We start from the raw sequence: 23641 nt of genomic DNA, 5'->3' as shown, positions 1-23641 counted from the left end.
AGGACGCACCAAGGCAAGAACACGAGCACGGTCGCGTGATGGCATGAAATTTCGATCATGCGGAAACGCCCTCCGCCTTGTGGCGGAGGGCGCGGTGTATCTTCCAAACAGGTTTGATGCTCAGGCGACGAGGTCCGGCATCGGTCCGACATAGCGCGACAGCGGCCGGATCAGCCGTCCCGTCGTCTGCTGCTCGCGCGCATGCGCGACCCAACCGGCGACGCGCCCGGCCGCGAAGACATTGCTGAAGGGCTTGGCTGGGAAAACCCGCCGCTTCCAGCACCAACGCGGTGTAGAACTCGACATTGGTCTGCAGCGAGCGCTGCGGCTTGGCAATCCGAAGCACATCGAGCGCAGCCTGTTCGACTGTCTCGGCGAAGGCCAGCCGGCGACCGGTCTCGCCCTCCCCGCCGAGTTGCCGCACCACCGCCTTCAGCACATCGGCGCGCGGATCGCGCACGCGGTAGATGCGGTGGCCGAAGCCCATGATGCGTTCACCACGCGCGATCTCGCCGCGCAGCCAGCCGGCGGTGTCGCCATGCGCCTGGATGGCGTCGAGCATCTCGATGACAGGGCCGGGCGCGCCGCCATGCAGTGGGCCCTTGAGCGCCCCGAGGCCAGCCAGCACCGACGATGTCAGCCCGGCCTGCGTCGAGGCGACGATGCGCGTGGCGAAGGTCGAGGCATTGAGGCCGTGGTCGCAGACGGTCACGAGGTAAGTGTCGAGTGCCCTTGCCAGAGCCGGCGTCGGCACGGAACCGTCGAGCATCCTCAGCATATCGGCGGCATGATCGGCCCTCCCATCCGGCGCGACCGGCTGCTCGCCGCGCCGCAGGCGCAACAGCGCCGGCGTCAGCACGGCGGGCGCCGCGATCAGCCCAAGCGCGTCCGTCAGCGTCTCGCCGTCAGGCAGCAACGCCATGCCGGCACGCATGGCGCTATAGACGTCGAGCGGCGCCAGCAGGGGCAGGCAAGACAAGAGCCGGTCGAACACCTCGACGCGCGCCTGGCCCAGTCTCGCGGCCAGTTCCGCGTCTCCGGGAAGGTCGTAGAAGAAGCCGTCGAGAAGCAGGCGAACGACCTGCGGATAGTTCCATCGCCCGGCCAGTTCCGGCAGGGAGTACCCCCGGATCGTCAAGCGGCCGCCCAGCCCATCCACGTCGGACAGCACCGTTTCCGCCGCCACCACATCATCGAGCCCGTTCGCCATGGCTTTGTCTCCTTGAGCTTTTCCGACACTAAGGATAAGGATGGGCAACACGCGCATCAATCTTGATCAACATAATCAATATGGGACCGACATGTCCGAATGGCTGCCGCGGGACGAGGCGCTGGAACGGCTCAAGGTGCGGCCGCAGACGCTCTACGCCTATGTCAGTCGCGGGCGCATCGGCATGCGCCCGGACAGTGCCGATCCACGCCGCAGCCAATATCGCGCCGACGATATCGCGGCCCTGATGATGCGAAGAGAGCGCGGACGCAGCCCATCGGCCATCGCCGAAAGCGCCATCGCCTGGGGCGAACCCTCGCTCGTCACCTCGATCTCGACCGTTTCGCACGGCCACCTTGTCTATCGGGGCCGCGACGCCGTTGCGCTGTCCGAACATGCCACGCTCGAAGAGACCGCCGCCGTGCTGTGGGCCCTGCCTGAGCCGGTGGGTTTCGAGGCTCCGGCCTCGGATCAATCCCAACAACTCGGCCGAGCCCCGGCCTTCATGCAACTTGCCATGCTCGCCGGCCAGGGGCGGCCTTCACTAGGGCGCGGCGCCGCCTCGCTGTGCGCCGACGCCGCGCGCGCGATCGGCGTGCTGGCCGGCGCTCTTGGCGCCTCGGCGGGATCAGATCCGGTGCACATGCGGTTGGCGCGAGGCTGGTCGGTGGATGAAGGCGGGGCGCAGGCTATCCGGCGCGCCCTTGTGCTGCTTGCCGATCACGAACTCAACGCATCGACCTTCGCGGCGCGCGTCGCGGCCTCGACCGGAGCCTCGCCCGCCGCCTGCCTGCTCGCGGGTCTGGCGACACTTTCCGGTCCGCGGCACGGTGGCGCCGGCGAGGCGGTGATGCAACTCGCGGACGATGCGGCGCGGCACGGCGCCGATGCGGCGATCCGGCGCTGGCTCGGCCATGACAGGCCTTTGCCAGCGTTCGGCCATCCGCTCTATCCCGAAGGCGATCCCCGCGCCACGGCGCTTTTGGCGGCCATCGACAACACCGACAGAACATTGCGATCGCTGGAAATCGCCGCCATTGCCGCGACCGGCGCCCGCCCGAACGTCGACTTTGCCCTGGCCGTTCTGACGCGCAGCCTCGACCTGCCGCGCGATGCGCCGTTCCAGCTGTTCGCGCTTGGGCGCAGCGTTGGCTGGGCCGCCCACATGGTCGAACAGGCAATGAGCGGCGGCAGCATCAGGCCGCGCGGTCGCTATGAGGGATTATTGCCGTAGGATCGGAAGAAAAGCGCTGCGCGCTCACGACATGGTGTCGAGCTTGCGCTGCATGGCCGCGATCTGGTCCTTCAACTGCTGCAGATCGTCGGGTTTTTCCGGCGTTTCCTTCCTGGCCGGTTCGGCGGGGGCCGCCGCAGGTGCCGAGCCTGCCGGCGGGAAAGGCGTGAACAGCCGCATGGCATTCTGGAACATTTCCATGTTGCGGCGCGTCTGCTCCTCCAGCGCCTTGATCGGCGTGGCCATCTTCATCATGTCGAGTGGTGACTTGCCGATGGCGCCCTTCATCTGCTCGCGGAAGCGCTCCTGTTCCTTGGAGAAGGCGATCATCGACTGTTCGAGGAAGCTCGGCACGATCATCTGCATCTGGTCGCCGTAGAAGGCGATCAACTGGCGCAGGAACGGGATCGGCAGCATGTTCTGCCCGTCCTTGTTCTCCAATTCGAAGATGATCTGGGTCAGAACCGGATGCGTGATGTCGTCGCCGGTCTTGGCGTCCTGCACCGTGAACTCTTCGCCCTTCTTGACCATTTCGGCCAGGTCCTCGAGCGTCACATAGGTGCTGGTGCCGGTGTTGTAGAGCCGGCGATTGGCATATTTCTTGATGACGATCGGATCGTCTTTCGCAGCCATCTGCATCCTCCCCGGACACCGGCGCGCCTGAGTAAGCCGCCGGTAACGATTGCGCCCGTTCAAAGGATATGCGCAAAAGCGTCACAATTCCAAGCAGTTTGTGCAGTGCGGGATTAATTATCGCTGCATGGCCGGTGAAATATGCTGCGCAGCAGCGGACAGTTTGATGTCGCGGCCATGCGCAGCTTGCTTGCGACGCATGGGTGCCCTGCCGATTTCCGGTTTGACTCGGGGTTGGGAAAGGGCAAGAAAAGTCTTCAATGACAGAACATCAGCTTGAAGTTTGGAGAACAGAATGCCCGCTTCCAATGCCATCGTCGTCGCCAGCGCGGCACGCACACCGGTCGGTTCCTTCAACGGCGCTTTCGCCGCCACCCCGGCTCACGAGCTTGGCGCCGTCGTCGTAAGGGAATTGTTGTCGCGCGCCGCCGTCGAGGCGGCCGAGGTCGACGAGGTCATTCTTGGCCAGGTGCTGACCGCGGCCCAAGGGCAGAACCCTGCCCGCCAGGCTTCGATCCTCGCCGGGCTGCCCAGGGAGACCACCGCCTGGGGCCTCAACCAGGTGTGCGGCTCGGGCCTGCGCGCCATCGCGCTCGGCATGCAGCAGATCGCCACCGGCGATGCCAAGGTGGTTGTCGCCGGCGGCCAGGAATCGATGTCGATGTCGCCGCACGCCCAGCATCTGCGCGCTGGCGTCAAGATGGGCGACTACAAGATGATCGACACCATGATCAAGGATGGACTGTGGGATGCCTTTAATGGCTATCACATGGGCAACACGGCCGAGAACGTCGCCCGCCAGTTCCAGATCACCCGCGAGGACCAGGACCAGTTCGCGCTGGCCTCGCAGAACAAGGCCGAGGCCGCGCAGAAGGCCGGCCGGTTCAAGAACGAGATCGTCGCCTTCACCATCAAGGGCAAGAAGGGCGATACAATTGTCGACGAGGACGAATACATCCGCCATGGCGCGACGCTGGATGCCATGACCAAACTGAAGCCGGCCTTCGACAAGGACGGCACTGTGACCGCCGCCAATGCCTCCGGCATCAACGACGGCGCCGCCGGCGCGCTTTTGATGAGCGAAGCGGAAGCTGCCAGGCGGGGCATCACCCCGCTGGCGCGCATCGTCTCCTGGGCGACCGCGGGCGTTGACCCGGCGATCATGGGCACCGGTCCGATTCCCGCCTCGCGAAAAGCGCTGGAAAAGGCCGGCTGGTCGGTCGGCGATCTCGACCTGATCGAGGCCAACGAGGCTTTCGCCGCGCAGGCCTGCGCGGTCAACAAGGACATGGGCTGGGATCCCTCGATCGTCAACGTCAATGGTGGCGCCATCGCCATCGGTCATCCGATCGGCGCCTCTGGCGCGCGCATTTTCAACACGCTGGTCCACGAGATGCGCCGAAGAGGTGCCAAGAAGGGTCTCTCCACCCTGTGCATCGGCGGCGGCATGGGCGTCGCCATGTGCGTCGAAGCGCTCTAAAAGAGAAGTGAATGGGGAGTAGCGAATAGGGAAGAACGGCGTCGGCGCAATGGGATATCTGATCCCTACTCGTCATTCGCTACTCCCTGTTCACTCTCCCAACCAAAGGGAGGGAGCGCATGACCAAGGTTGCAATCGTCACGGGCGGATCGCGCGGCATCGGCGCGGCAATATCGATGGCGCTGAAGGAAGCCGGCTATTCGGTTGCCGCCAACTACGCCGGCAATGATGAGGCGGCGAGCAAGTTCACGGCCACAACCGGCATCAAGACCTACAAATGGTCGGTCGCCGACTACGACGCCTGCGCCGCCGGCATCAAGCAGGTCGAGGCCGATCTGGGCCCGGTCGCGGTGCTGGTCAACAATGCCGGCATCACGCGCGACGCCATGTTCCACAAGCTGACGCGTGAGCAGTGGAAGGAGGTCATCGACACCAATCTCTCCGGCGTTTTCAACATGACGCATCCGCTGTGGAGCGGCATGCGCGACCGCAAGTTCGGCCGCGTCATCACCATCTCCTCCATCAATGGCCAGAAGGGCCAGGCCGGCCAGGTCAACTACTCCGCGGCCAAGGCCGGCGACATCGGTTTCTCGAAGGCTCTGGCCCAGGAAGGAGCCCGCGCGGGCATCACCGTCAACATCATCTGCCCAGGCTATATCGCCACCGAAATGGTCCGGGCGATCGATGAGAAGGTGCTCAACGAACGCATCATCCCGCTAATCCCGGTCGGGCGCCTCGGCGAGCCGGAGGAGATCGCGCGCTGCGTCGTCTTCCTCGCCTCCGAGGACGCCGGCTTCATCACGGGATCGACCATCACCGCCAATGGCGGCCAGTACTTTGCCTGAGGTCTCGCCGGGCTGCCGGCTTCCCGGTGCCGATTGAAGGAGGGCTCGTTCGCCATCCGCTTCGGATGTCCGTGACGCCGTCCGATGACGGCTGTCGGCCTGCTGTTCCAATCCGGCACGCAAAGGTTAATGGCGGCAGCGGGTATTGTGCAAAACTGCCTGGATAAGCTGTGCATTGTCGGTGGAAAACCTGTGCGCAACACTACATCTTGTCGTGAACAAACAGGGAAAATCCCGACATCGCCGATTCGTCGCCCTTTCGTTCCATGTTTGGCCGCAATGCTAACGAGAGCAGTTGCAATCGCCTATCAAACTGTTAATTTCTATTAAGAAAGTTCAACAATTTCATAAGCTTGGATGAAGCAAGGCGGGCTGCCACACGGCTTTGCCAGCGAAAGTTAACGGCGGCTCTCGCCTAGCATGAAACGGGCCAATTCCGTGATTCAGCATGTGGTAAGGATCATCAGCCAAAACTCCACATCTAGCCGTGAACAAAACCTGAATCCGGGCGAGTCAGCGATTCGTCGCCGATTCGTTCCAGACTCGTTCCAACCCTTAATCAGCAGCCGAACCGAAGCTCGACGGAGGTGACTTCGAACCGCCAGCGGAACATTCCGCTTTCGCTTCGCGCCTGAAATCCCTATGTGTCGCCTGTCATACGCGCCACCCGAGGCGTGCTCCCGACAATGAGAGGCCAGAAAGCCTTATTTCCGAGCCGATGAACATCCATCCGAAACCCACCGAGCCGCTGATCCTGTCGGGTCGCGACGTGACTGCCGTGCTTGGGCCGACCAACACAGGCAAGACCCATCTCGCCATCGAGCGCATGGTGGCGCATGAAAGCGGCATCATCGGCCTGCCGCTCAGGCTCTTGGCGCGAGAGGTCTATACCCGCGTCTGCGAAAAGGTCGGTGCCCACAAGGTGGCGCTCATCACCGGCGAGGAGAAGATCCAGCCGCCAGGCGCCAGATATTCGGTCTGTACCGTCGAAGCCATGCCGCGCGAGACCGATGCCGCCTTCGTCGCCATCGACGAGGTGCAGCTTGCCGGGGACCTCGAGCGCGGCCACATCTTCACCGACCGCATCCTGCATCTGCGCGGCCGCCAGGAGACGCTGCTGCTCGGCGCCGCCACCATGCACGGCATCTTGCAGCGCCTGTTGAAAGGCGTCTCGGTGGTGACACGACCGCGGCTGTCACATCTGGCCTATGCCGGTTCGAAGAAGCTGACCCGCTTGCCCCGGCGCACAGCGATCGTCGCCTTCTCCGCCGACGAGGTCTATGCCATCGCCGAACTGATCCGCCGCCAGCAGGGCGGTGCGGCCGTCGTGCTTGGCGCGCTCTCGCCCCGCACCCGCAACGCCCAGGTGGCGCTGTTTCAGTCGGGCGACGTCGATTATCTCGTCGCCACCGATGCCATCGGCATGGGCCTTAACCTCGATCTCGACCATGTCGCCTTCGCCCAGAACCGCAAGTTCGACGGCTATCAGTATCGCAACCTGACGGCGGCCGAACTTGGCCAGATCGCCGGGCGCGCCGGCCGGCACCTGCGCGACGGCACCTTCGGCGTCACCGGCCAGGTCGACCCGCTGGACGAGGAATTGGTCAAGAAGATCGAAAGCCACGACTTCGACCCCGTTAAGGTTCTGCAGTGGCGCACAGCGCGTTTCAATTTCGCCAGCCTCGACGCGCTGAAGCGCTCGATCGAGACCAATGCCCCGGTGGAAGGCCTGACCCGTGCGCTGCCGGCAGTCGATGCGCAGGCGCTTGAGCACCTGTCGCGTGACGAGGACATCAGGGCGCTCGCCACCGACGCAAGGCGCGTCGCGCTGCTGTGGGAGGCCTGCGCGCTCCCCGACTACCGCAAGATAGCGCCGGCCCAGCACGCCGACCTCATTGCGTCGATCTACATGGACCTCGCCAGGCATGGCCATGTCGACGAGAATTACATGGCCGAGCAGGTGCGCCGCGCCGACACCACCGAGGGCGACATCGATACGCTGTCGCATCGCATCGCCCAGATCCGCACCTGGACATTCGTGTCGAACCGGCCCGGCTGGCTGGCCGATCAGGCACACTGGCAGGAAAAGACGCGCGAAATCGAAGACAGATTGTCGGATGCGCTGCATGAGCGGTTGACGAAACGCTTCGTAGACCGCAGGACTTCCGTCCTCATGCGGCGCCTTAGAGAAAATACCATGCCTGAAGCCGAAATAAGCCCAACCGGAACCGTCCTCGTCGAAGGCCACCATGTCGGCGAGTTGCAGGGGTTCCGTTTCACCGCCGATCAGAGCGCTGGCGGCGAAGACGCCAAGGCCGTGCGCGCGGCCGCCCAGAAGGCGCTGGCAGCGGAGTTCGAGGCACGCGCCGAACGCTTCGGCGCCTGCGCCAATGGCGACATCGCGCTCGGTTCCGACGGCACGCTGCGCTGGATCGGCGCGCCGATCGGCACTCTGGTTGCCGGTGAAGACGCGCTGAAGCCGCGTCTGGTGCTTTTGGCCGACGAACAGCTGACCGGCCCGGCGCGTGACAAGGTCGCCGCGCGCGCCGAGCGCTTCGTCAATTTCCAGATCGAATCCCTGCTGAAGCCGCTGGTCGATTTAAAGAATGCCGAGCAGATATCGGGTATCGGCCGCGGCATTGCCTTCCAGCTGGTCGAGAATTTCGGCCTTATCAATCGTCGCGACATCGCCGAGGAGATGAAGTCGCTCGACCAGGAAGGCCGCGCGGCATTGCGCCGGCTGGGCGTGCGCTTCGGCGCCTATCATGTCTTCGTGCCGGCGCTGATCAAGCCGGCGCCCGCGGGATTGGTGACGTTGCTGTGGGCGCTGAAAAACGACGGCAAGGACAAGCTCGGCTTCGGCGACGTCGTCCATGCGCTGGCATCGGGCCGCACCTCGGTGGTCATCGATCCGGCTTTCGACAAGGCCTTCTATAAGCTTGCCGGCTACCGCAATCTCGGCCGCCGCGCCGTGCGCATCGACATTCTGGAACGGCTGGCCGACCTGATCCGCCCGGCGACCAACTGGAAGCCCGGCCTCGGCCAGCGTCCGGATGGCGCCTATGACGGCCAGTCTTTCATGGTGACGCCGCCGATGATGTCGATTCTCGGCGCCACGGCCGATGACATGGAAGAAATCCTGAAAGGTCTTGGCTACCGTGCCGAGCCGAAGCCGGCGGCCGAAGTCAAGGCACGGCTGGAAGCGCAGGACAATGCCGCCCGGGAAGCCGTGGCGGCCAAGCTGGCAGCGGAAGAGGCCGCGCGCGCCGAGCAGGCCAAGGCGGCGGAGGCGGCTGCGACGGACAGGCCTGCGGAGACATCCGCGGAAGATCCGGAAACTGCGACTGCCCAGACCGCCGTCGAAATTCCTGCTGAACCCATTGCGGAAGCGGCCGAAACTGTTGCGGAAGAACAACCCGAAGTTCCAGCCGAAGCTACGCAAGAGGTTGCGCCTGTAGCAGAAGCCGTGCCTGAGACTTCTGCCGCCGAAAGCGCCGACGCTCTCACTTCCCCCTCGACGGGGGAGATCGCGGAGCGAGGCGAGGAGGGGGACAGCGCCGACGCTCCCCAACAGGGACCCGCTGCGGAAGCCGAAGAGCCTAAGCCGATCCTGTTGTGGCGGCAGGGCCGCTTCGACCAGCGGCCTCGTCACCGTCACCACGAGAACCGCGCCCGGCCGCGCAACGGCCAGGCGGCGCGCTCCGATGCCCCGGCGGATGCCGCTGTCGGCCAGCCCGGCACCCGGCCCGCCCACGAAGGGCGCCGCGATGGCGCCGGCAAGCCGCGTTTCGATCGCTCGAAGTTCAAGCCCAGGCCGCAAGGCGAAGGCGGGGAACGGCGGGAGGGAAAGCCGCAGGGCGAGCGTTCTGACCGCCGTGAGGGCCGGCCGGGCAGCAGGCCGGAAGGCAAGGGCGGCCCGCAAGGCGGCAAACCCTCGTTTCAGGCAAAACCGCGCGAGGAGCGCCCGGTGCGCTTCGATCCCGACTCTCCCTTCGCCAAGCTCGCCGCTTTGCGCGACCAGCTGAAGAAATAGCCGCACAGGATCCGATGGTCGCCCCGATGGCCACCGACCGCCAGCGTATCGACAAATGGCTGTTCTTCTCGCGCGCGGTGAAATCGCGCTCGCTGGCCGCCAAACTGGTCGTGGCCGGCCGGGTGCGCATCAATCGCGACAAAGCAGCGCAGGCCTCCGACCTGGTCAAGCCTGGCGACGTCCTGACCATCACGCTGGAGCGGCGCATCTTCATCTGGAAGGTGCTCGATGCGGGAAGCCGGCGCGGCCCCGCCGTGGAGGCACGCACGCTCTACGAAGACATGTCGCCGCCTGCCGCACCGACGGGCGAGGCGCCTCCCGACGCGATCCCAGGGCTGCGCGAGGCCGGAAGCGGCCGCCCGACGAAGAAGGAGCGCCGCGAGACCGACCGCTTGCTTGGCGACGACTGACCGCCGGTGCACGGAGGCATGTATGTTCTTCCACACCGCCGACACAACGGTCCGAGCACATGACCGATGCCCGCCATTGCCGACCCGTTGGAATTCCATTCCGGCAATGCGGACATGGCCGGAATGGCCGCCCTTGCAAGCGGGCGCCAAAGGCGTTACCTGACGGAAAAAGCCAACAAAAACGGGACGTCCCGGAGCAGATCGATGACCTATGTCGTGACCGACAATTGCATCAAATGCAAATATATGGACTGCATCGAGGTCTGTCCGGTCGACTGTTTCTACGAGGGCGAGAACATGCTCGTCATCCATCCCGACGAGTGCATTGACTGCGGTGTCTGCGAACCGGAATGCCCCGCCGACGCGATCAAGCCCGATACTGAGTCGGGCCTCGACAAATGGCTGCAGATAAACACCGAATACGCTGAGAAATGGCCTAATATCACCGCCAAGAAGGAGCCGCCGGCCGATGCCAAGGCCTTCGATGGCGAGGCCGGCAAGTTCGAGAAATATTTCTCGGCTGAACCCGGAGAAGGCGACTGACAGCGCTGCCGTTTCAACCGGCATGACGCGGCGTAAGAGGTACGGCCTATTAACCGCCTTGACAGGCGGCGTGAACCTGTGGCCTTCGCTTATGCAGCAAAACCTTGATTCTTCCGACTTTTTGTGTTACATGAGCGAAACATGCCGGTGACACAACGTCGATTTATGGCGCTAACGCCCCAAATCACTGAAAGGTGAAAATCCCATATCGGACCAGAGCGATCTGGGCCAGGCGATCGCAATCGTGCGGTTTGCCGGTCCCGGCTTTTCCGGTGGGTTCATCTGTTGTGCGGCTAATGATCGGTAACCCGATCGCGCGAGTTCAGCCGGCACCGCCGCCGGCCCACAACAAGGAGTTCAGGGCGTAATGGCAACGATCACCCCGCAGAAGAAGTCCACCGCTGCACGTCACGGTTTCAAGACCGGCGAGTACATCGTCTATCCGGCGCATGGTGTCGGCCAGATCGTCTCGATCGACGAGCAGGAAGTGGCCGGGCACAAGCTGGAACTGTTCGTCATCGATTTCCAGAAGGACAAGATGCGCCTCAAGGTGCCGGTCGCCAAGGCAACCTCGATCGGCATGCGCAAGCTGTCGGAAGAGGATTATGTCGAACGCGCACTGAAGGTCGTGCAAGGCCGCGCCCGCGTCAAGCGCACCATGTGGTCGCGTCGCGCGCAGGAATATGATGCCAAGATCAATTCCGGCGACCTGATCTCGATCTCGGAAGTTGTTCGCGACCTCTACCGCGCCGACAACCAGCCGGAGCAGTCCTATTCCGAACGCCAACTCTACGAGGCCGCGCTCGACCGCATGGCCCGTGAGATCGCCGCGGTCAACCGCATGTCGGAAACCGAAGCCGTGCGTTTGATCGAGGTCAATCTCAACAAGGGCCCTAAGCGCGGCGCCAAGGCCGACAATGAGGAAGCCGAGCAGGAAGAAGCTGCCTGAGGCCTTGCGCCTTTTGAGTTTTTGAAAAACCCGGCCTTGCGCCGGGTTTTTTGTTGCAGGCAATATTTGGAAAGTTGGTGCACGCCCCTGGGCGTGGAATCGTCACAGGAACGTTACGCGGGTCGCTTCCTTCTTGCCTTGGGCGAAACCGGCACGGGCCGCGGGGATGCGGGTCGCCAGATCCATCTGGTTGGTGCCCATTGCGGCGCGGGAATCGACGTCAGGCGTGATCACCACCACCTCGCTGCCCTGCTGGCGCAGGGCTTCGACCTCGCTTGCAAGGTCCGCGCCCGGCGGTCTGCGCAGGCCCTCGAACTGGCCTTCCGGTAGCGGCCCGCTCCGTCCGCTGAACGGCGAGAGCACGATCACGTTCGCATAGCCCGAGGCAAGGTCGGCATTATCGGCGGAGCGCACGCCACCGGAGATGTAGCGGACGCCATTGATGCTGTGCGTTGGCCCCGCACCGGGCAGCGCGGTGCTCGCGGTGGCCGCGTCAACCAGATCGACGCCGGAATCGCGGTCGAACGCAGCCAGTTCACCGGTAAGCGCGTCGACGGCCACCAAGATCATCGGCCTTTCCGGCCATTCATGGCGAGGCAATCTGGCGGCGACCAGCGCGCGCCGCTGTTTGGCCACTTCAGGTCCGAATTTGGCATCGCTCTCCAATCCGAATGCGCCCATCGCCCGTTGCAGATCGGCTGCCGAGGTAGCGGCGGCGGAAATGGAACGCATCCGCTCGAACACACTATCCATCGACGGGAATGGCGGTTGACGGCTCGGTCCGGCCGGTTGAACCGGCAGCGGGGACAGCACCGCCGCCAGCAGCTCGCCCGGCGGTATGCCGCTGCGCACCTGCACTGCCGCATTGGCGCCTGCCGAGGTTCCGATCACCAGATCGGCGGCCTCGGTCAGATCGACACCAGCTTCGGCGAGGCCCGCGATGATGCCGATCAGCCAGGCATTTCCGGCGGCCCCGCCACCACCGAGAACAAGAGCAACGTTGCGAACCATCGGCCCCACTATTGCAGCGCATGGACACGCCCGTCCATCGAAATAGAAACACCGTGCCTGACGGCGGCTCACGAGGATAAATGCCCGGCAGGGAGCAAGCGCAGCGCAGGCCTAGGACGAGAAATTGCCGCCTTCTCCCCCACCCTCCTTCTCCGCCATTTCCTGCTTTAGCGTCGCGATGAACCGTCTTGTCCGTTCGCGCTCCGGATTGCCGAACAGCACCGCCGCGGGGCCCTTTTCGACGACAATGCCGGCCTCGAGGAACACCACCTCGCGAGCGATCTTTGAAGCAAGCCGCAGATCGTGCGTGGCCATCACCATCGTCGTCCCCTCGCTGGCGAGCCGGCCGAGCACGTCTACGACTTCCTGCGCCAGTTCCGGGTCGAGCGCGGAGGTCGGCTCGTCGCACAAAAGCACCTTTGGCGACGGCGCCAGCGCCCGGGCGATCGCTACCCGCTGCTGCTGGCCGCCCGACAGCGTTGCCGGCCAGGCATCGACCTTGTGCGCCATGCCGACCTTTTCCAGCAGCGCGAGCGCCCGTTCGCGCGCCCGTGCCTGGGGCCACTTCAGCACCGTCACCAGCCCTTCCATGACGTTCTCGATCGCGGTGCGATGCGGGAACAGTTGGAAGTTCTGGAACACCATGCCGGTCTGCAGCCGCAGCCGCTGAATGTCCCGGGCCGCCACCTTCGCTCCCGGATGGAACTCCAGCGCCTGATCGCCGATACGCACTGTGCCCGAAGTTGGGATCTCAAGCAGGTTGATGCAGCGCAGCAGCGTACTTTTGCCACCACCCGAAGGACCGACCAGCGCGGTGACGCTGCCTTCGGCGATGGTAACCGTCACGCCCTTCAGCACGAGATTGTCCCCGAAGCGCTTTTCGATGTTGGCAAGGTCGATCACGAGCGCGCCTCCAGGAACCCGCCATAGCGATTGAGCCGCGCCTCCAGCCGCGTCTGCAAGGCCGACAGCACCGAACTCATCGCCAGATAGAGGATAGCCGCCTCGACATAGAGGATCAGCGGCTCATAGGTGGTGGCGACGATGCGCTGCGCGGCCTGGAACATTTCCGGCACGGTGATGGCGGCGGCCAGCGACGTGTCCTTGACCAGCGAGATGAAGGTGTTAGAGAGCGGCGGCACCGCCACGCGCCCGGCCTGCGGCAAGATGGTGCGGCGCATCGCCTGGCTCCAGGTCATGCCGATCGAATAGGCCGCCTCCCATTGCCCCTTTGGCACCGCGCCTATCGCCGCGCGAACGATTTCCGACGAGTAGGCGCCGATATTGAGCGTGAAGCCGATCAACGCCGCGGGAAACGCGTCAAGCAAGATGCCGACCGAGGGCAGGCCGTAGAAGATCAGGAACAGCTGCACCAGGAGCGGCGTGCCGCGGAATATCCACACGTAGAAGCGCGCCACCGCGACCAGGGGCATTGGCCCGAAGAGCCGGATCAGCGCGGTTCCGAGACCGACGCTCAAGCCAAGCACAAAGGACAGGAGCGTCAGCGGTACGGTGAAGATCAACGCGGCCCATAGCAGCGAAGGCAGCGATTCCAGCATGAGTTGCAGCCAGTGCGGCACGAAAGGCTCCTTCTTGCGACTGCCGTATATCACGCGAAAGGCGGCGGGCCGTCAAAACGGTCCGCCGCCGGGCGATGTCGCGCGGGCCGCCAACGGCCCGGCCGTAAATTACTTCGAAACGTCCTGGCCGAAATACTTGTCTGCGATCTTCTGATAGGTGCCGTCTGCCTTGATGTCGGCCAGCGCCTTGTTGATCGCGGCAACCAGTTCCGGGTCGCCCTTGCGAACGATGACGCCGGAATAGTCGGCGTTCTCTTCCTGGGCCGCGATCTTCACATTGGCATCCGGCTTGTGCTTCTTGAAGTCGAGGAAGGACAGGCTGTCATTGATGGTTGCGTCGGCGCGGCCGGTCAGAAGCAGCTGGATCGACTGGTCGAACCCGTCGGTGCCGACCAGTTCGGCGCCGTTGGCCTCGGCCAGTTTGCCGAAATTCGAAGTCAGCGACTGCGCCGACTTCTTGCCCTTGAGATCGGCGAAACTCTTGATGTCGGTATTGTCGCCGCGCACGATCAGCACTGCCTTGGAGGCGATGTAGGGGTCGGAGAAATCGTATTTCGCCTTGCGGGCGTCGGTGATGCCGACTTCGTTGATGACCGCGTCATAGCGGTTGGCATCGAGGCCCGCGATCAGCCCGTCCCATTTGCCCTCGAGGAACTCTACCTTCACGCCGAGCTTGTCGCCGATCGCCTTGGCGATTTCGACATCGAAGCCGACCAGCGCTCCGCCGGCATCATGATAGGTAAAGGGTGCGTAGGTGCCCTCCGTGCCGACCTTGATGACGCCGGCCTGCTTGATCTGGTCGAGATTGGCGCCGGCATAGCCTGCGGTAACAGCCAGAACCTGCAAAGTTCCGGCGACGATGAGCGACTTGAGCCATTTCATTTTTCTGTGATCCCGTCCTAGCCTGATATCCGGCATGGTGTGTGAGCGCTGGAAATTGACAGATGTGAGTTGAAAAAATAAGGAATGAGATTTCAAAAACATCCATTATTCGGAATCGGATTCTACCACTGACGTTTCTGGCGGTGCCTCGAACCCGCCCGGAGTTTTTTCGCGCAGCCTCCACGCCGCGCCGCCGGCGGCGGAACCTTTCCCGCGCATGGCACGTTTTGCGTTCGTTGTAGGGCAGGACGCCGTCATTTCAAGTCGAGCGGCTGCCGGGTTTCGAAATGACATCCGTATCGCCAGAGCCAGGGAGTGCCTCATGATGGAAGACACGGCAGGACGGATCATGGTCCGCGCGGCAATGAGGGCTCCCTATCTCGAACGCGACGAGGAGTTGCGGCTGGCGCTGCGCTGGAAAAAGGACAACGACCAGAACGCGCTGCACAGCATCACCGTGGCGCATATGCGCCTGGTCATTTCCATGGCCTCCAAATTCCGTCATTACGGCCTGCCGCTTGGCGATCTGGTCCAGGAGGGCCATGTCGGCCTGCTCGAGGCTGCGGCCCGTTTCGAGCCGGAGCGCGAAGTGCGGTTTTCGACCTATGCGACCTGGTGGATCCGGGCCTCGATGCAGGACTACATCCTGCGCAACTGGTCGATCGTGCGCGGCGGCACCAGCTCGGCGCAAAAGGCTCTGTTCTTCAACCTGCGGCGCCTGCGCGCCCGGCTGGCGAACGGCGCCGCGGAGCCGCTGTCGAATAGGACGCTGTACCGCGAGGTTTCAGCGGCCCTCGGCGTCTCCGAAGCCGATGTCGCGCTGATGGATTCGCGGCTCTCGGCGCCCGACTCCTCCCTCAATGTCCCGCTTGCCGACGATGGGGGCGCGACCGAGCGGATGGACTTCCTCGTGTCGGACGATCCCTTGCCCGACGAGGTCGTCAGCGACACCATCGATATCGAACGCCGCTCGATATGGCTGAAGGCGGCGCTTGCCGCACTCAACGCGCGTGAGCTGCGCATCATCGAGGAGCGTCGGCTGAGCGACGAGGGCGCGACGCTCGAAGCGCTCGGCGAGACGCTTGGCATTTCCAAGGAACGCGTGCGCCAGATCGAGGCCCGCGCCATGGAAAAGCTGAAAGTGGCGCTGGTGAAGCAGAACCCGGAATTCCTCGCCACCGCCGCCTAAATCCATTCCGGGAAAACTACCTAGAAGTTTCTCGTCCCAAAAACGGGAGAGCGGGTCAGCGCCGACTATCGGCTATTTGTCGGTGACGATCTTGACCTTGTCGCCGGCCGAAACCGCAGCCCCCGGCGACAGCGCGTTGAGCACCCGGAACAGGTCGAGTTTGCGGTCGACGCCGACCATCTGCGCCGAAAGCGAACCCATCGTCTGCCCCGGCTGGACGGTGACCACGCGGATATGCAGCGGCTTCAGCGCCGCCTTTTCGGCGGCACTCAGAATGCGGAACGAGCCGCTGACGGAACGCGCCACGGTGTCGAGCGACGTGCTGGCGGATGGTGCCGCCGTCAGCAGCCGGTAGACCTGGCCGCCGGCGCGGACTACCGCGATATCGAACTGCCAGCCTTCGGCGCCTGCATGCGCCGTCGCCGCCTCGTTGCCGTTGATCGTTTCCTGCCTGACGCTCGCGTCGTCGAGACCGGCCACCCAGCCGCTCCTGATATAATCGGTCAGCGCACGGTTCTTGTCGATCGACACGCCGTCGAAGCGGATCGCAATGTCGCCCGGCCCGGTCGCCGTCACGGCGGCGGCCGAATTGTCGATGATGAAGCCCTCCGGCACCGAGAAGGACACGCCCAGGCCCGGATGCAGAAAGGTCTCGCCGCGCACATAGCCTTCTTCCGGCGTGTCGCCGTAGAGCAGGCCGTCTATCCCGGCGAGGAAGGCGTCGCGATCGCGGGTGCCGACGCCCGGCGGGCCGAACTGGCGGGCATGGCGTTGCGCAAGGTCGATACGCTGCGGCGTATTGGGATGCGTTGCCAGGAAATCGAGGCTGGCGTCGGTGGCGCCGCTGATCGAGCGGAAATCGGTGTAGGCCGACATGGACTGCAAGAAGCGGCCGGCGGCGTAAGGATCGTAGCCGGCTTCGCCGATCGACTTGATGCCGATCGCGTCGGCCTCCAGTTCCTGGTTGCGCGAAAACTGCGCCAGTCTCAGCTTGCCGCGGATCAGCGCCGCCTTGGCGGTCGGGCTGTCGCCGAGCACGTCGGAAACAACCTTGGTGGCGAGCCCCTCCTCGGCCTCGAGCTGCTGGCGCTGCAGGCCGTGGTTGGCGGTGACGTGGCCCATCTCATGCGCGATGACGGCGGCGAGCTCGGCCGAATCATTGGCCAGGGCCAGCAGGCCGCGCGTGACGTAGAGGTAGCCGCCCGGCAGTGCGAAGGCCTTGGCATTTCCAAGGAACGCGTGCGCCAGATCGAGGCCCGCGCCATGGAAAAGCTGAAAGTGGCGCTGGTGAAGCAGAACCCGGAATTCCTCGCCACCGCCGCCTAAATCCATTCCGGGAAAACTACCTAGAAGTTTCTCGTCCCAAAAACGGGAGAGCGGGTCAGCGCCGACTATCGGCTATTTGTCGGTGACGATCTTGACCTTGTCGCCGGCCGAAACCGCAGCCCCCGGCGACAGCGCGTTGAGCACCCGGAACAGGTCGAGTTTGCGGTCGACGCCGACCATCTGCGCCGAAAGCGAACCCATCGTCTGCCCCGGCTGGACGGTGACCACGCGGATATGCAGCGGCTTCAGCGCCGCCTTTTCGGCGGCACTCAGAATGCGGAACGAGCCGCTGACGGAACGCGCCACGGTGTCGAGCGACGTGCTGGCGGATGGTGCCGCCGTCAGCAGCCGGTAGACCTGGCCGCCGGCGCGGATTACCGCGATATCGAACTGCCAGCCTTCGGCGCCTGCATGCGCCGTCGCCGCCTCGTTGCCGTTGATCGTTTCCTGCCTGACGCTCGCGTCGTCGAGACCGGCCACCCAGCCGCTCCTGATATAATCGGTCAGCGCACGGTTCTTGTCGATCGACACGCCGTCGAAGCGGATCGCAATGTCGCCCGGCCCGGTCGCCGTCACGGCGGCGGCCGAATTGTCGATGATGAAGCCCTCCGGCACCGAGAAGGACACGCCCAGGCCCGGATGCAGAAAGGTCTCGCCGCGCACATAGCCTTCTTCCGGCGTGTCGCCGTAGAGCAGGCCGTCTATCCCGGCGAGGAAGGCGTCGCGATCGCGGGTGCCGACGCCCGGCGGGCCGAACTGGCGGGCATGGCGTTGCGCAAGGTCGATACGCTGCGGCGTATTGGGATGCGTTGCCAGGAAATCGAGGCTGGCGTCGGTGGCGCCGCTGATCGAGCGGAAATCGGTGTAGGCCGACATGGACTGCAAGAAGCGGCCGGCGGCGTAAGGATCGTAGCCGGCTTCGCCGATCGACTTGATGCCGATCGCGTCGGCCTCCAGTTCCTGGTTGCGCGAAAACTGCGCCAGTCTCAGCTTGCCGCGGATCAGCGCCGCCTTGGCGGTCGGGCTGTCGCCGAGCACGTCGGAAACAACCTTGGTGGCGAGCCCCTCCTCGGCCTCGAGCTGCTGGCGCTGCAGGCCGTGGTTGGCGGTGACGTGGCCCATCTCATGCGCGATGACGGCGGCGAGCTCGGCCGAATCATTGGCCAGGGCCAGCAGGCCGCGCGTGACGTAGAGGTAGCCGCCCGGCAGTGCGAAGGCATTGACGTTGGGCGAATTGAGGATGGTGATACGATAGGTCTGGGTCGGGTTGGCCGACACCACCGTCAGGCTGCCTACGACCTTGGCGACCATGCGCTCGAGCTTGGGATCGGAGTATTCGCCGCCATAGGTCGCCAGGATGCGTGGATGCTGCGCCTTGGCCAGTTCGGCCAACTTGTTATTGGCCGCGACATTGTCGACCGTGATCGGTTTGTCGGAAGGCTGGAAGCCGGATTCCTGGACTTCCGGAGGTGTGAACATCTGGCAGCTTGCCAGGGCTACGACAAAGCCAGCCAGCGCCAGAAAGCGCGCCAGCATTTTCCCTCTTGGTCTTTCCGTGCCGGTCGGCAGAACGGCTTCCTTTCGGGTCTGGCGCATGCCCGCGAAAATCGGGGCGATCCTCGCAAGGGCTCATGCGCAAATCAAAGCATTACAGCATCCACGCCATACCAACGCGCGGCGGATGCCGCAGGCAAATCACGGCCTGCACCGGACCGGTACGGGGCGGACCTAGCCACACTACCTCTGTCATGGCAAGCAATCGCCCCGTCGCCAGGAGCCGGTTTGAGCGTAAATTATGTCCGCTTCCGGGCAATATCTCGTGATCCAGCCTCCCAGGCGCTTGTCCCAACATAGCGCCGGAAAACTTCAGGACCAGCCCCGGCAAAGAAATCATCCGCCTTGCCCTTGGCGGCAACCATGCCGTTGTCGAGGAACACCACCTCCTCACAAATACGGCGTGCGTCCTGTGGCTGGTGCGTGACGAACAGCAGCGTCATGCCCCGCTCGGCATGCACGTCGGCGACAAGATCGAGCATGTCGTCGCGCAAGGCCGGTCCGAGTGAAGCGAAAGGCTCGTCCAGAAGAAGCACCGGGCGGTTGCGAACCAGCACGCGCGTCAATGCGACACGCTGGCGTTCGCCTCCCGAAAGTTCGCGCGGCAGGCGTCTTTCCTTGCCCGCGAGGCCGGTGCGCGCGATCGCCTCCGCGATGTCAGCGCGGTCGGCCTCGGTCAGCCGCAGCGAGGGCGAGCGGCCGAGCCCGACATTCTCTTCGACCGAAAGATGGGCAAAAAGATTGTTTTCCTGGAACACCATCGACACCGGCCGCGCCGAAGGCGGCGCCGCGCCGACATCGGCGCCGCCGATCAGCACGCGGCCAGCCTGCGGCGTCTCGAAGCCCGCCACCAGATTGAGCAGCGTCGACTTGCCCGAGCCGCTCGGCCCCATGATGGCGGTAATTTTCGACGCGGCGAAATCGACATCGAAAACGAGCGGCGCGTCGCCGTAGCTGAACGAGACCGTGTCCAGCCGCACCTCGGCTCCCCTTGTCGCACCATTGGTGGCGCCCGCAGCCATCAGTCTCGTTCTCCCCTTCCCAGCCCGCTCGCCGCCACCACAAGCGCAAGGCAGACCAGACCGAGCAGCAGCGCCAGGCCGGCGGCGTCCTCGGTACGGTAGCTGCCCATGCGCGCCAGGAGAAGGTAGGGCAAGGTCTGCACGGAATCACTGCCGAACAATGCGATGACGCCGAGATCGCCAAGCGACAGCGCCATGGCAAACGCGAAGGCGGTGGCCAGCGGCCGTCGCAGCGAGGGCCAGTCGACCAGCCGCAACCGGGCCCAGCCCGCTATTCCCAGAAGCGCGCAGAGCCGCTCATGGCGCTCGCTCGCCGCATCATAGGCGGGGCGGATGGCACGGATGGCGAAAGGCATCGCCATGACTGCATTGACAGTGACGACCATGACCGGGGCTATGGCAAAGACATCGCCGAAATGGCGCAGCAGAAGGAACCAGCCGGAGCCGATGACGATGGGCGGCACGACCAGGACGAAGCCGGCACCGGTGTCGGTGGCGTGTTCGAGCACGGTCCGCGGACCGGAGCGGCGCTTCAGGGCCAGCACGCGGCGCGCCATGGTGAGCGAAAGCGACAGCGCAACCGACAGCAGCGCCGACAGGAAAGCCAGCACGGCGCTGGTCAGCGTCGCCTGCCGCACCGCCGCTTCGCCGGCGAGACGACCGAGGTCGGCGCCGAGGCCTGACATCAGCGTCGCCGTCATCGGCCCGGCGACGAACAAAAGGGCCAGCACGACGAGCGCGGCATTCAGCGCGGTCTCGGTCCTGCCGGCCGAGACGTAGCGGCGCGGCGCCACCGGCAGATTGGCGTCACCGGTGGTGTTGGCGCCGAGCCGCGTCAACGCCAGCACCACGACAAAGGTCAGCGCGATCTGCAGCAGCGTCAGCGCCACCGCCCGCGCGGGATCGAAATCGAAACGCAGCGCCTGGTAGATGCCGACCTCCAGCGTCGTCGCGCCGGGGCCACCGCCCAGCGTCAACACGATCGTGAAGGACGTGATGCAGAGCATGAACACCAGGCCGGCGACGCCCGGCAGAGCGGCGCGCAGTGTCGGCCACTCGATCAGCCGGAAAGCCGGTGCGGCACCCATACCCAGCTGGCTCGCCAGCCGCCATTGATCGGCTTGGATGGTTTGCAGCGCTTCGAGGAACAGCCGCGTGGCCAGCGGCAGGTTGAAGAAGACATGAGCAACGAGGATGCCGGAGAGGCCATAGATGCCCGGCCAATTGTAACCGCCGACGGCACCAAGAAAGCCGGCGAAATAGCCGGCGCGGCCATAGAGCGCCAGGATGCCGAGCGCCGCCACGATCGCCGGCAGCGCCAGCGGCAGGGCGAAGAGCTGCAGGATGAAGCCGCGGCCGGGAAAGTGCGGATGCCGCGACAGCGCGCGAGCCACGAACAGGGCCGGCGCCACCGACAGCAGCGTCGAAAGCGCCGCCTGCCACAACGTAAAGCGCACGACGCGCAGGAGATAAGGATCGAAGGCTGCCCAGGCTCCGGAGAAATCGTTCGCGCCTTCGAAAAGAAGACCCGCAAACGCGCCGCCGATCAGCAGCGCGATCGCCGCAAGCGCGAGGATGCCGGCGGAGATGCGGGGGTCAGACGCGCGCTGCACGCTGGGCCGCCCAAAGGATCTTTAGCGAGCGTCGCGTTCCTTCGCGCCCCCCTCTGTCCTGCCGGACATCTCCCCCACGAGGGGGGAGATTGGCTGCTTCAGCGCTCCACCCTCTCCTGTGACGTCGCCAATTGGCGAAAGCCGTCGTGACGGCCAATCTCCCCCCTCGTGGGGGAGATGTCCGGCAGGACAGAGGAGGGCGCCGTAGAGCACTCATCATTCGATCATACGACCAAACTACTTGCTCATCACCGCCAGCCATTCATCCACCCATGCCTTGCGGTTGGCCGCGACCTCCTCGGGACTGAACAGCAAGGTTTTGGTCGGCTTGACCAGTCTGTCGAAGGCCGGATTGAGCGGCTTGTCGGTCTTGCCGGCCGGGAACATCCAGTTGGTCTCGGGGATGGCATCCTGGAATTTCGGCCCGGTCATGAAGGCGATGAACTTTTCCGCCAGCGGATTTTTGGCTCCCGTCGTGGTGATGCCGGCGACCTCGATCTGCAGATACTCGCCCTCCTCGAAGGAAGCGGCCTGGTAGCGCTCGGTGTTCTCGGCAACCATGTGGTAGGCGGGCGAGGTCGTGTAGGACAGCACCATCGGCGCCTCGCCCTTGGTGAACAGGCCGTAGGCCTCGCTCCAGCCCGGCGTCACGGTCAAGACCTTCGCCTTGAGCTTGGCCCAGGCCTCCGGCGCCTTGTCGCCATAGACCGACTTCACCCACAACAGCAGGCCGAGGCCCGGCGTCGAGGTGCGCGGATCCTGGATAACGATCTTGTCGTCGGCACTGCCCTCGACCAATTCCTTCAGGCTCTTGGGCGGCGTCTTCAGCTTCTGCGTGTCATAGACGACGGCGAAATAGCCATAGTCGTACGGGACAAAGATGTCGTCGTTCCAGCCGCCCGGCACATTGAGCCCGGTCACGGCGCCATGCGGCGCAAACAGGCCAGTGGCCTTGGCATCGGCGGTGAGATTGGTGTCGAGGCCAAGCACGATGTCGGCCTTGGTCGCGGCCCCTTCCAGCTTGACGCGGTTGAGCAGCGCGACGCCGTCGGCAACCGAGACGAAGTCGACATCGCAGCCGCATTCGGCCTCGAATTCCTTCTTCACCACCGGGCCGGGGCCCCAGTCGGCGGTAAAGCTCTCATAAGTGTAGACGGTGAGCTTGTCCTTGGCTAAGGCCGGCCCGGACAGAACCACGACCATTGCAGAGACAAGGGCGTATAAAAGCGTGCGCATCGGCGCCTCCTTCGTTCGGGTTAAAGGAATTGAGGCGTCGGACTGTCCGAAACGTCTAATCCCTCCGCCGGTACAAACCGGATCAGGTTCAGCGGGTTGGCGAGACTGCCTCTCAGCCGGTCCGCGAAATATCGCGTCCGGCACCCCGTTAGAGCGCCTCGACACATAGGCCCGGCCGGTGAACCGCGCAAGTGGCTGTTTGCCGGCCTTCCGTTTCCGCTGCCGGGCTGGTAAGGGCCACACGATATGAGCACATTCACCATCCTGCTTGGCGGCGATCTCATCCGCACGCCACGGCTCGACCGTCAGGTCGAGGGAACCCGCGTCGTCGCCGCCGATGCCGGCATCGGCCATGCAAGCACGCTCGACCTTGTGCCGGAACTGTGGGTCGGCGATTTCGATTCCGTGCCCGCCGGCCTGCCGGATGAGTTGGCCGCCGTGCCGCGCCGAACCTTCCCGGCAGAGAAGGACGCCACCGATGGCGAACTCGCGATATCGGCCGCCCTGGAGTGCGGCGCGACCAGCCTCGTGCTTGCCGGCGCCTTCGGCGGCAAGCGCGCCGACCATGCCTTCCTGCACATGGCGCTCGCCCTGCGGCTGGCCGGGGCCGGGACAAAGGTGCTGTTGACCAGCGGCGCGCAGGAAGCCGTGCCCCTGGCGCACGGCACGGCCCGCTTCGACTATGCCGACGGCACCCTGTTCTCGATCCTGGGTTTTTCCGAGCTTGCAGGGCTGACCGTCGCCGGTGCGAAATGGCCGCTTGACCGCGTCAAGGTCGCGTTCGGCTCGTCGCTGACCATCTCCAACGAGGTCAAGGGCAGGCTCGAGATCGCGCTGGGAGCGGGCCGCGCGCTGCTGCTCGCCCATCCCTATCCCTTGCCAGAAAGCTGA

General features: G+C 64.6%; 20 protein-coding genes, 2 pseudogenes and 1 riboswitch. Of the genes and pseudogenes, 10 read left to right on the top strand and 12 right to left on the bottom strand.

Features of this window, described 5'->3' with window-relative positions; all coding sequences use genetic code 11:
* Positions 1-120: 120 nt before the first annotated feature.
* A pseudogene (locus tag FJ973_RS04450) lies at positions 121-1210 on the bottom strand (citrate synthase/methylcitrate synthase).
* Positions 1211-1301: 91 nt separating this feature from the next.
* Here FJ973_RS04450 and FJ973_RS04445 point away from each other — a divergent pair.
* Positions 1302-2444, top strand: coding sequence for a citrate synthase (locus FJ973_RS04445; RefSeq protein ID WP_140493351.1), 1143 nt, complete (start codon positions 1302-1304; stop codon positions 2442-2444).
* A 24-nt stretch (positions 2445-2468) separates the two neighbouring features.
* On the opposite strand, the gene phaR is transcribed toward FJ973_RS04445, so the two are convergent.
* Together phaR and FJ973_RS04435 are read right to left on the bottom strand one after the other, a co-directional pair.
* Entirely contained in the window at positions 2469-3077 is a 609-nt protein-coding gene (gene phaR / locus FJ973_RS04440) for a polyhydroxyalkanoate synthesis repressor PhaR (RefSeq protein ID WP_140493348.1), read from the bottom strand.
* 117 nt (positions 3078-3194) lie between these two features.
* A complete protein-coding gene (locus FJ973_RS04435; protein ID WP_140493345.1) occupies positions 3195-3392 on the bottom strand; it encodes a hypothetical protein in 198 nt (65 codons plus the stop codon).
* Here FJ973_RS04435 and FJ973_RS04430 point away from each other — a divergent pair.
* From FJ973_RS04430 to FJ973_RS04405, 6 genes are all read left to right on the top strand, one after another.
* A complete protein-coding gene (locus FJ973_RS04430; protein WP_140554935.1) occupies positions 3373-4557 on the top strand; it encodes an acetyl-CoA C-acetyltransferase in 1185 nt (394 codons plus the stop codon). The genes FJ973_RS04435 and FJ973_RS04430 overlap by 20 nt on opposite strands.
* 119 nt (positions 4558-4676) lie before the next feature.
* Entirely contained in the window at positions 4677-5402 is a 726-nt protein-coding gene (phbB, locus tag FJ973_RS04425) for an acetoacetyl-CoA reductase (RefSeq protein ID WP_140493339.1), read from the top strand.
* A 718-nt stretch (positions 5403-6120) separates the two neighbouring features.
* Positions 6121-9435, top strand: coding sequence for a helicase-related protein (locus tag FJ973_RS04420; protein ID WP_140554934.1), 3315 nt, complete (start codon positions 6121-6123; stop codon positions 9433-9435).
* A gap of 14 nt (positions 9436-9449) precedes the next feature.
* The gene (locus FJ973_RS04415) at positions 9450-9845 is read left to right on the top strand and encodes an RNA-binding S4 domain-containing protein (RefSeq protein ID WP_224518929.1); all 396 of its coding nucleotides are present in this window, start codon (positions 9450-9452) and stop codon (positions 9843-9845) included.
* A 204-nt stretch (positions 9846-10049) separates the two neighbouring features.
* Positions 10050-10388 carry a ferredoxin FdxA gene (gene fdxA, locus FJ973_RS04410; RefSeq protein WP_140493333.1) on the top strand — a complete coding sequence of 113 codons (339 nt, stop codon included), beginning with the start codon at positions 10050-10052 and terminating at the stop codon, positions 10386-10388.
* Positions 10389-10755: 367 nt separating this feature from the next.
* Positions 10756-11337 carry a CarD family transcriptional regulator gene (locus FJ973_RS04405; protein ID WP_006327799.1) on the top strand — a complete coding sequence of 194 codons (582 nt, stop codon included), beginning with the start codon at positions 10756-10758 and terminating at the stop codon, positions 11335-11337.
* A gap of 102 nt (positions 11338-11439) precedes the next feature.
* On the opposite strand, the gene FJ973_RS04400 is transcribed toward FJ973_RS04405, so the two are convergent.
* From FJ973_RS04400 to FJ973_RS04385, 4 genes are all read right to left on the bottom strand, one after another.
* A complete protein-coding gene (locus tag FJ973_RS04400) occupies positions 11440-12348 on the bottom strand; it encodes a patatin-like phospholipase family protein (protein ID WP_140554971.1) in 909 nt (302 codons plus the stop codon).
* Positions 12349-12459: 111 nt separating this feature from the next.
* A complete protein-coding gene (locus FJ973_RS04395; protein WP_140554933.1) occupies positions 12460-13251 on the bottom strand; it encodes an amino acid ABC transporter ATP-binding protein in 792 nt (263 codons plus the stop codon).
* Entirely contained in the window at positions 13248-13928 is a 681-nt protein-coding gene (locus FJ973_RS04390; protein WP_140550874.1) for an ABC transporter permease subunit, read from the bottom strand. The genes FJ973_RS04395 and FJ973_RS04390 overlap by 4 nt, the downstream gene beginning before the upstream one ends.
* Positions 13929-14036: 108 nt before the next feature.
* On the bottom strand, positions 14037-14810 hold the full coding sequence (locus FJ973_RS04385; protein ID WP_140493318.1) for an amino acid ABC transporter substrate-binding protein: 774 nt from the start codon (positions 14808-14810) through the stop codon (positions 14037-14039).
* 322 nt (positions 14811-15132) lie between these two features.
* Between FJ973_RS04385 and FJ973_RS04380 the strand changes: the two genes are divergently transcribed.
* Positions 15133-15999 (top strand): RNA polymerase factor sigma-32, encoded by an 867-nt coding sequence (locus tag FJ973_RS04380; protein ID WP_140493315.1) that lies wholly within the window; start codon positions 15133-15135, stop codon positions 15997-15999.
* 72 nt (positions 16000-16071) lie between these two features.
* Here the strand turns inward: FJ973_RS04380 and FJ973_RS04375 are convergent.
* A pseudogene (locus tag FJ973_RS04375) lies at positions 16072-17217 on the bottom strand (M48 family metalloprotease); the annotation flags it as partial.
* Between FJ973_RS04375 and FJ973_RS31205 the strand changes: the two are divergent.
* Positions 17125-17325, top strand: a complete 201-nt coding sequence (locus tag FJ973_RS31205) for a sigma factor-like helix-turn-helix DNA-binding protein (RefSeq protein ID WP_246675822.1) — start codon at positions 17125-17127, stop codon at positions 17323-17325. The pseudogene FJ973_RS04375 and the gene FJ973_RS31205 overlap by 93 nt on opposite strands.
* Before the next feature lie 72 nt (positions 17326-17397).
* Here the strand turns inward: FJ973_RS31205 and FJ973_RS04365 are convergent, their stop codons facing one another.
* From FJ973_RS04365 to thiB, 4 genes are all read right to left on the bottom strand, one after another.
* Positions 17398-18861 (bottom strand): M48 family metalloprotease, encoded by a 1464-nt coding sequence (locus FJ973_RS04365; protein ID WP_140493312.1) that lies wholly within the window; start codon positions 18859-18861, stop codon positions 17398-17400.
* A gap of 257 nt (positions 18862-19118) precedes the next feature.
* The gene (gene thiQ / locus FJ973_RS04360; RefSeq protein ID WP_140493309.1) at positions 19119-19901 is read right to left on the bottom strand and encodes a thiamine ABC transporter ATP-binding protein; all 783 of its coding nucleotides are present in this window, start codon (positions 19899-19901) and stop codon (positions 19119-19121) included.
* Entirely contained in the window at positions 19901-21514 is a 1614-nt protein-coding gene (thiP, locus tag FJ973_RS04355) for a thiamine/thiamine pyrophosphate ABC transporter permease (protein WP_140554932.1), read from the bottom strand. The genes thiQ and thiP overlap by 1 nt, the downstream gene beginning before the upstream one ends.
* A 237-nt stretch (positions 21515-21751) precedes the next feature.
* Complete coding sequence (gene thiB, locus FJ973_RS04345) at positions 21752-22750, bottom strand: thiamine ABC transporter substrate binding subunit (RefSeq protein ID WP_140554930.1); 999 nt, start codon at positions 22748-22750, stop codon at positions 21752-21754.
* Between the two features lie 42 nt (positions 22751-22792).
* A riboswitch (TPP riboswitch) is annotated at positions 22793-22908 on the bottom strand.
* Positions 22909-22996: 88 nt separating this feature from the next.
* On the opposite strand from thiB, the gene FJ973_RS04340 reads away from it, so the two are divergent.
* Entirely contained in the window at positions 22997-23641 is a 645-nt protein-coding gene (locus FJ973_RS04340) for a thiamine diphosphokinase (RefSeq protein ID WP_140554929.1), read from the top strand.

The organism is Mesorhizobium sp. B2-1-3, from assembly GCF_006442495.1.
In the GTDB taxonomy this organism is placed as follows: domain Bacteria; phylum Pseudomonadota; class Alphaproteobacteria; order Rhizobiales; family Rhizobiaceae; genus Mesorhizobium.
This window is presented reverse-complemented; position numbering and strand designations above follow the sequence as displayed.

Bases quoted from the DNA above. Each gene is read 5' to 3' on its own strand.
- FJ973_RS04385 (WP_140493318.1), bottom strand. From the start codon at position 14,810: ATGAAATGGCTCAAGTCGCTCATCGTCGCCGGAACTTTGCAGGTTCTG.
- FJ973_RS04430 (WP_140554935.1), top strand. From the start codon at position 3,373: ATGCCCGCTTCCAATGCCATCGTCGTCGCCAGCGCGGCACGCACACCG.
- FJ973_RS04365 (WP_140493312.1), bottom strand. From the start codon at position 18,861: ATGCTGGCGCGCTTTCTGGCGCTGGCTGGCTTTGTCGTAGCCCTGGCA.
- FJ973_RS04340 (WP_140554929.1), top strand. From the start codon at position 22,997: ATGAGCACATTCACCATCCTGCTTGGCGGCGATCTCATCCGCACGCCA.
- thiQ (WP_140493309.1), bottom strand. From the start codon at position 19,901: ATGGCTGCGGGCGCCACCAATGGTGCGACAAGGGGAGCCGAGGTGCGG.
- fdxA (WP_140493333.1), top strand. From the start codon at position 10,050: ATGACCTATGTCGTGACCGACAATTGCATCAAATGCAAATATATGGAC.
- FJ973_RS04400 (WP_140554971.1), bottom strand. From the start codon at position 12,348: ATGGTTCGCAACGTTGCTCTTGTTCTCGGTGGTGGCGGGGCCGCCGGA.
- FJ973_RS04435 (WP_140493345.1), bottom strand. From the start codon at position 3,392: ATGGCATTGGAAGCGGGCATTCTGTTCTCCAAACTTCAAGCTGATGTT.
- FJ973_RS04420 (WP_140554934.1), top strand. From the start codon at position 6,121: ATGAACATCCATCCGAAACCCACCGAGCCGCTGATCCTGTCGGGTCGC.
- FJ973_RS04405 (WP_006327799.1), top strand. From the start codon at position 10,756: ATGGCAACGATCACCCCGCAGAAGAAGTCCACCGCTGCACGTCACGGT.
- FJ973_RS04380 (WP_140493315.1), top strand. From the start codon at position 15,133: ATGATGGAAGACACGGCAGGACGGATCATGGTCCGCGCGGCAATGAGG.
- FJ973_RS31205 (WP_246675822.1), top strand. From the start codon at position 17,125: ATGCGCGATGACGGCGGCGAGCTCGGCCGAATCATTGGCCAGGGCCAG.
- phbB (WP_140493339.1), top strand. From the start codon at position 4,677: ATGACCAAGGTTGCAATCGTCACGGGCGGATCGCGCGGCATCGGCGCG.
- thiB (WP_140554930.1), bottom strand. From the start codon at position 22,750: ATGCGCACGCTTTTATACGCCCTTGTCTCTGCAATGGTCGTGGTTCTG.
- phaR (WP_140493348.1), bottom strand. From the start codon at position 3,077: ATGGCTGCGAAAGACGATCCGATCGTCATCAAGAAATATGCCAATCGC.
- FJ973_RS04445 (WP_140493351.1), top strand. From the start codon at position 1,302: ATGTCCGAATGGCTGCCGCGGGACGAGGCGCTGGAACGGCTCAAGGTG.
- FJ973_RS04415 (WP_224518929.1), top strand. From the start codon at position 9,450: ATGGTCGCCCCGATGGCCACCGACCGCCAGCGTATCGACAAATGGCTG.